This is a genomic window from Yoonia sp. (genome assembly GCF_036770585.1).
Lineage (GTDB): Bacteria > Pseudomonadota > Alphaproteobacteria > Rhodobacterales > Rhodobacteraceae > Yoonia.
This window is the reverse complement of the sequence record NZ_DAIPIW010000112.1, coordinates 1-5,533: the sequence shown is the minus strand read 5'-3', so window position 1 is coordinate 5,533 and position 5,533 is coordinate 1. Positions and strand designations below refer to the sequence as shown.

The 5,533-nt window shown below is 62.1% G+C and carries 6 protein-coding genes; 4 read left to right on the top strand and 2 right to left on the bottom strand.

Features of this window, described 5'->3' with window-relative positions:
- A partial coding sequence (locus V7N12_RS13480) for an FkbM family methyltransferase (protein WP_333715144.1) occupies positions 1-568 on the top strand: 568 nt, incomplete at its 5' end.
- 23 nt (positions 569-591) lie between these two features.
- Here the strand turns inward: V7N12_RS13480 and V7N12_RS13475 are convergent.
- Positions 592-1,185, bottom strand: a complete 594-nt coding sequence (locus V7N12_RS13475) for a neutral zinc metallopeptidase (RefSeq protein ID WP_333715149.1) — start codon at positions 1,183-1,185, stop codon at positions 592-594.
- 80 nt (positions 1,186-1,265) lie between these two features.
- Between V7N12_RS13475 and V7N12_RS13470 the strand changes: the two genes are divergently transcribed.
- The 3 genes from V7N12_RS13470 (at position 1,266) to V7N12_RS13460 (ending at position 4,433) form a co-directional block, all read left to right on the top strand.
- Positions 1,266-2,150: a DMT family transporter gene (locus V7N12_RS13470; protein ID WP_333715147.1), complete on the top strand. Its 885-nt coding sequence runs from the start codon at positions 1,266-1,268 to the stop codon at positions 2,148-2,150.
- 136 nt (positions 2,151-2,286) lie between these two features.
- Positions 2,287-3,402: an OmpP1/FadL family transporter gene (locus tag V7N12_RS13465; protein ID WP_333715142.1), complete on the top strand. Its 1,116-nt coding sequence runs from the start codon at positions 2,287-2,289 to the stop codon at positions 3,400-3,402.
- A 107-nt stretch (positions 3,403-3,509) separates the two neighbouring features.
- Positions 3,510-4,433 carry a DMT family transporter gene (locus tag V7N12_RS13460; protein ID WP_333715141.1) on the top strand — a complete coding sequence of 308 codons (924 nt, stop codon included), beginning with the start codon at positions 3,510-3,512 and terminating at the stop codon, positions 4,431-4,433.
- On the opposite strand, the gene lpxB is transcribed toward V7N12_RS13460, so the two are convergent.
- The gene (gene lpxB / locus V7N12_RS13455; protein ID WP_333715145.1) at positions 4,374-5,510 is read right to left on the bottom strand and encodes a lipid-A-disaccharide synthase; all 1,137 of its coding nucleotides are present in this window, start codon (positions 5,508-5,510) and stop codon (positions 4,374-4,376) included. The genes V7N12_RS13460 and lpxB overlap by 60 nt on opposite strands.
- Positions 5,511-5,533 lie beyond the last annotated feature (23 nt).

Sequence of the window (5,533 nt, the reverse complement as noted above, 5' to 3'; positions counted from 1 at the left end):
ACAGGGCGGTTACTTTGTCGAATTCGGCGCGACCGATGGCGTCAAATTAAGCAATACCCATCTTCTGGAAACGAAATTCTATTGGGATGGGATCCTGGCCGAACCTGCAAGGACATGGCATTCATCGCTCAAAAACAATCGCTCCGCCGCAATCGAAACAGACTGCGTCTGGCACACGACCGGCGAGAGGCTGCTGTTCAACGAAGTGCATGACAGATTGCACGATGGAGAGCTTTCGACGATCGATCGGTTTTCGAACAGTGACCAGCATCGATCCGCGAGGGCGCAGGCGAACACGAAATATGAAGTGACGACGATATCGCTGGGAGACATGCTTGGAAAGCATGGGGCGCCAAGGCAAATTGACTATCTGTCGATTGACACAGAGGGGAGCGAGTTCGAAATTCTCGAAAGCTTCGACTTTGACGACTACGACATCAAGATCATCAAATGCGAGCACAACTACACAGAGATCAGGGAAAAGGTTCACGCTCTTCTGTCGAAAAAAGGCTATTCCCGAAAGCTGAGTGACTATTCATTGTTCGAAGACTGGTACGTGAAGACCTAAGGCCAAGCGGCTGCGGCGCGCGGCTAGTCTTCCAGTGCCGCAATCAGCAAAGACGCATCGAATTCCCCGACGGCGCAGGCGGCCAACCCGCCCTGATAGCCTGAAGCAAGCCATTCAGCCCGCGCCGCAACAGGCACCGGAACATGTGGACCATTGGCAAGCGGCGAACGCCCCCAATGGGGCCGGTCCAGCGGGTCCTCGGCGAATGCGGCGACAAGATCGGGCAAGGGCAGACCGGCGCGAGACAGCACGAAACCCGCGATGCAGTCGACCTGCCGTTCGACCCAGCCGCGCAAGCGGGCCTCATCCGCGGGGCGGGCGCGGATTTCGCGCAGCGCGACATCGGCGACACCGTGCTGGACCTGCACCGCGTGCCCATAGGCATGGGCCAGAAAATAGGCTGTCTGCGGACGGGCGGCGGCATCCTGCGCCACCAGAATGGTATTGCGCGAGGTGCAGTAAGCCACGTCAGGATGCACGCTGGCGTCGGCCCCACATTGTCCGGCGATGGTCAAGACGATCTCGGCCTGCGGCATCCGGTCAAAGGCGGCGGCAGCGGCAGCGGCGACGGTCTGGACAGGATCGGCGGCCAGCCGCAGCGGCAAAAGACAAAGCACGAGGGACAAGATCAAACGCATGTCCGAAAGATAGCGTATTCGCGCTTGCAAAACAGGGGCATCCGATGACAACTGCGCGGATGAACACCACATTGCAAGCCGCGCTCTGGATGATCGGGGCGATCACCTCTTTCACGCTGATGGCGATTGCCGGCCGGACGGTCAGCACCGAGCTGGACACTTTCGAGATCATGTTCTTCCGCAGTCTGACGGGGATCGTGATCGTCGTCGGTGTCGGATGGTATCTTGGCACGCTCAAAGAGGTGGGACGCGACCGACTTGGTCTGCATGCCCTGCGCAATATCTTTCATTTCACCGGCCAGAACCTGTGGTTCTATGCCATCACCATGATCCCGCTGGCGCAGGTCTTCGCGCTGGAATTCACCACGCCGATCTGGGTGATCCTGCTGTCGCCCCTGATCCTGCGCGAGCGGCTGACCGCCGTCGGCTTGATCAGCGCCGGCATCGGGTTCATCGGGATTCTGATCGTGGCGCGCCCCAGCCCCGACAGCATCGACGCAGGTCTGATCGCCGCTGCCAGCTGTGCGGTCTTCTTTGCGCTGACCGCCATTCTGACGCGGAAACTGACCCGGACCGAAAGCATCACGTCGATCCTCTTCTATCTGACCACCATGCAGGCGGTCTTCGGCCTGATCAGCGCCGGCTATGACGGAGATCTGGCCCTGCCCTCGCTTGCCAATGTGCCTTGGGTCATCCTGATCGGATGTGCGGGTCTGATGGCGCATTTCTGCCTGACCAACGCGCTGAAGATCGCGCCCGCCAGCGTGGTGATGCCCATCGACTTCGTCCGGCTGCCCACGATCGCGGTCGTCGGCATGTTGCTTTATGGCGAACCCTTGGAAATCGTTGTCTTTATCGGGGCCGCGCTGATTTTCGCCGCCAACTACATGAACATCACCTTCGTGATGCGCGGCGAGGCAAAGAAAGCATCCGTCGGGCCGTAGGGCGCGGTTTGCCGATATTGCAATTTTGTGACGCTACGGCGGGACCGCAAATGTGACGTGGCGTCAAGAATTGACCCAATCCTTAGGCACTCACTAGTCTCCGTGCACGATTTCTATTCATGACAGGGATGAGGACATGAAAAACGTAATGACAGCGGGCGCCGCTCTGCTGCTGACGACAACTTCTGCGCTGGCGCTTGGGCTTGACCGCTCTGGCCAGCCAACCGGCATCATTTTCGAGGATGGTAGCTATGCCGAGTTCTCGTTCGGCTACGTCATGCCATCGCTTGACGGCGAAGACATCGACATCGGCTTGGGTGGGGGCGCGAGTTCAGGAAACGTCGGTGATGCATTCAGCGTCCTCGGCCTGGGCTACAAGCAAGACATCAACGAGCGCATTTCGATTGCCGTCATTTTCGATCAACCTTACGGGGCCAACGTTTCTTACGATCCCACTGGTTCTGTGAACCTCGGCGGAACGGCAGCCACGGTCGAATCCAACGCTGTGACCGGTTTGGTGAAGTATCAGATCGACGGCAACTGGAGCGTCTATGGCGGTCTGCGCGCCCAAACGATCTCGGCTGACGTCACACTCGCAGGTGCCGCCTTTGGGCCTGCGAACGGGTACAATGCCTCTTTTGATTCAAACACCGGCTTTGGCTACACACTGGGCACCGCGTACGAGATCCCTGATATCGCGCTGCGTGTTGCCCTGACCTATCACTCCGAGATCGAACATTCCTTCCCGACGACGGAATTCATTCCAGCAGGCTTGGGCGGTTTCGGATCGCTGGAAACTGCGGATACAAAGGTCACGACGCCACAAGCCATCAACCTTGATTTCCAGACCGGTATCGCGGCTGATACCCTGCTCTTCGGTTCCATCCGCTGGGCAGACTACGACGTTACCGAAGTCGTGCCAGAATTGTTCGGTAATTCCCTGACCGACCTCAGCACGGGAACCGAATACAGCATCGGCGTCGGGCGTCGCTTCAGCGATGCATTCTCGGGTTCGGTGACCGTCGGCTATGAAGCTGAGGGAGACGACGATCTTGTGTCACCGCTTTCGCCGACGAACGGCACCACATCCATCGCGGTGGGCGGGCAGTACACGGCAGGCAATATCACTTACTCCGCCGGCGTCAGCTACTTCGTCTTCGGCGATGCACGTCCCGAGACATCCATTGCCGCATCCGAGTTCACGGACAACTCGGCAATCGCTGTCGGTTTCCGCGTCGGATACCGCTTCTAAGCTTTCACAGCACAAAACACCAAGAAGCCCCGCCTCGGCGGGGCTTTTTCGTTTCTACCCGCATCTTTCGGGTTGCCCACGGGATACCTCCCCCACCAGATACCGCCATGACACCGCTTCAGAAATCCATCTCGCCGCAGGCCTGGGCCGCGCTCTTCCTGCTTGCCTGCATCTGGGGGGCGTCGTTCCTGACGATCAAGCTGGCCCTCGCCGAGATCGGGCCCCTGACGGTCGTCGCCCACCGCACCGGTTGGGCCATGCTGATCCTCTGGGCCTATATCATCCTGCGCGGCTTGACGGTTCCCCGCGCGCCACGCATCTGGGGCGCGTTCCTTGTCATGGGGTTGCTCAACAACGTGATTCCCTTCAGCCTGATGGCTTGGGGGCAGCAGCATATCGAGACGGGGCTGACCTCGATCCTGAATGCCGGCACCGCCGTTTTCGGGGTCATTGTCGCGGCGATGTTTCTGGCAGATGAACGCCTGACCGCGCGCAAGGCCATCGGCGTGGCCCTTGGCTTTTGCGGCGTGGCCACGGCCATCGGGCTGGAGTCCTTCCGAAACTTCGACATCCGCTCGCTTGGCCAGATCGCCGTGATCGCGGGGACGGTATCCTATGCGCTTGCCGGTGTCTGGGCGCGCAAGGCCCTGTCGGGCCTCAGCCCGCAGGTCGCGGCGGCAGGCATGGTCACGGGGGCGAGCCTTGTCAGCCTGCCCATGGCCTGGTTCGTCGAGGGCCCGATCACGCTTGATCTGCAACCGCAGACATGGGCGGCCATCGCCTATTACGCGGTCGTCGCCACGGCGGTGGCCTATCTGCTGTACTATCGGGTCCTCGCCATGGCGGGCAGCGGCAATCTGATGCTGGTGACCTTGCTGGTCGCCCCCGTCGCGATCACCCTCGGGGCGGTCGTTCTGGGCGAGGCGCTGCCCCTGCGCGCCTATCTGGGCTTCGGCGTCTTGGCCTGCGGGCTACTGATCCTTGACGGGCGGCTCGGCAAGACGCGCCAGCACCGCGCGCGCGGCACGTAGCCCCGGCGCCTCACCGCCCTGCCCCAGCCGCTGCATGGTCAGCGCCATGGCTGCGCGCTGCGCCTCGGGGTCTGCTAGCACCGCCAGCACCGCATCGGCAATCGGACCGGGGCGGCATTTCTCGCCGATGAATTCCGGCACGACGCGGCTGTCCGAGACGATATTGACCAGCGTCACCGTATCGATCAGCAACATGCGGGCGATGATCTTGCGGCTGAGCCAGGCCATGTCATAGGCGATGACCATCGGCGTGCCCGCGGCGGCGAGTTCCAGCGACACGGTCCCCGAGGCCGCCAGCGCCACATCCGCCCGCTTGAACCACGCAGCCTTCAGCGGTGTGTCGGGCGGCAGGACCGTCACCGGCACCGTCCAATGGCCGACACGGGCCTGCACCAGATCATGCACATTCGCCATTGTCGGAATGACAAACCGCGCATCGGGCACCTCGGCCGCGATCCGCGCCACAGCCTGACCAAAGCGGTCGGCAAGTCGCGTGACCTCGCCCTTGCGGCTGCCGGGCAGCACAAGAACCACCGTGCCGTCCCCCAGTGCCGCGGCCTCTGCTTGCGAGGCGACAGGCTCGGCCACCACGGGATGGCCGACGAAATCGCAGGCCATGCCCGCCGCCTGCATCAGCGGCGGCTCGAAGGGGAACAGCGCCAGCACATGGTCGATGTGATGCGCCATCTTCTGGGCGCGTTTGGGGCGCCACGCCCAGACCGTGGGCGCGACATAATGCACGGTGCGGATGGTGCTTGCGCCCTTGACCAATCGCGCCACGCGCAGACAGAAATCGGGGCTGTCGATGGTGATCAGCACATCCGGCTTCGTGGCAAGGACCGCCTCGGCCATTTGCCTGATCCGCGCTTTCAGGGCGCGATACTTGGGCAGGATCTCTGCCAGCCCCATGACCGAAAGCTCGTCCATCGGAAAGCGGCTGACCAGCCCCTGCGCCTGCATCAGCGGCCCACCGACCCCGTCGAAGGTCACATCGGGCCGCAACGCCTTCAGCCCCGCCATCAGCGCGGCCCCCAGCTTGTCGCCCGAGGCCTCGCCCGCGATCACGAAGACCCTCATGCGCCCCCCTTGGGCCGCACCCA

Bases quoted from the DNA above. Each gene is read 5' to 3' on its own strand.
- V7N12_RS13470 (WP_333715147.1), top strand. From the start codon at position 1,266: ATGAACACCACATTGCAAGCCGCGCTCTGGATGATCGGGGCGATCACC.
- V7N12_RS13465 (WP_333715142.1), top strand. From the start codon at position 2,287: ATGAAAAACGTAATGACAGCGGGCGCCGCTCTGCTGCTGACGACAACT.
- V7N12_RS13460 (WP_333715141.1), top strand. From the start codon at position 3,510: ATGACACCGCTTCAGAAATCCATCTCGCCGCAGGCCTGGGCCGCGCTC.
- lpxB (WP_333715145.1), bottom strand. From the start codon at position 5,510: ATGAGGGTCTTCGTGATCGCGGGCGAGGCCTCGGGCGACAAGCTGGGG.